This window comes from Pseudomonas sp. 2822-17 (assembly GCF_002742485.1).
GTDB lineage: Bacteria > Pseudomonadota > Gammaproteobacteria > Pseudomonadales > Pseudomonadaceae > Aquipseudomonas > Aquipseudomonas cyclaminis.
Window position 1 is genome coordinate 1 of record NZ_LJRZ01000083.1, and the last position, 309, is coordinate 309.

1 protein-coding gene is annotated in these 309 nt (G+C 40.8%); it reads right to left on the bottom strand.

The window, feature by feature from the left end:
• Positions 1 to 109 precede the first annotated feature (109 nt).
• A partial coding sequence (locus AOA60_RS33215) for a hypothetical protein (RefSeq protein WP_218240479.1) occupies positions 110 to 309 on the bottom strand: 200 nt, incomplete at its 5' end.

Genomic DNA, 309 nt, shown 5'->3' on the forward strand with positions numbered 1-309 from the left:
CCCTACGGTTTCTTCAAGTCTTTTTTAACAAACCTCCCCGTTTGTTGAACAAGTGCAGCGGTAGCCTATTCAGCTATCGCTTCGCTTTAGTGGAAATATGGAATAACTACTATTCGTAAACTTTAACAAACACAGAACCGTGTAGATTACCATCAACAAAAGCACCTAATTTCCACATACCACTTTGGGGTAGGGACATCGTTGAAGGAGTGTGGGCATCAGCACCATTATGAGGTCCACTTAATGTCAAACCATCTATAACGGTTACTTGTTCATTGGAGTTTTGGTGGGTAGCAATTACTTCTAAAT